The organism is Massilia sp. Root335 (genome assembly GCF_001425685.1).
Classification (GTDB): domain Bacteria; phylum Pseudomonadota; class Gammaproteobacteria; order Burkholderiales; family Burkholderiaceae_D; genus Telluria; species Telluria luteola.
In genome coordinates this window covers 1-202 of sequence record NZ_LMCY01000029.1, presented here as the reverse complement: position 1 = coordinate 202, position 202 = coordinate 1, and the positions used below count along the sequence as shown (strand labels likewise).

Below are 202 nucleotides of genomic sequence, written 5' to 3'. Positions count from 1 at the left end.
GCCCGCGCCCGGCGACATGACGCGCAGCCACGGAGAGCTGTTCTCGTCGTAATTGCCCAGCCTATTCCAGTGGAACTGGATCTTGACGCGTCCGTAGCCATCGGTATGGATCTCGGCCCCGTCAGGCCCGACCACAATCGCCGTCTGGATGCCGGGATAGGTGCAGGGCTGGCTGTTGTAGTGGCGTCCCGGGCGCCACTGA

The 202-nt window shown here is 64.9% G+C and carries 1 pseudogene; it reads right to left on the bottom strand.

The features are described 5' to 3' along the window. A pseudogene (locus tag ASC93_RS32195) lies at positions 1-202 on the bottom strand (type VI secretion system tip protein VgrG); the annotation flags it as partial.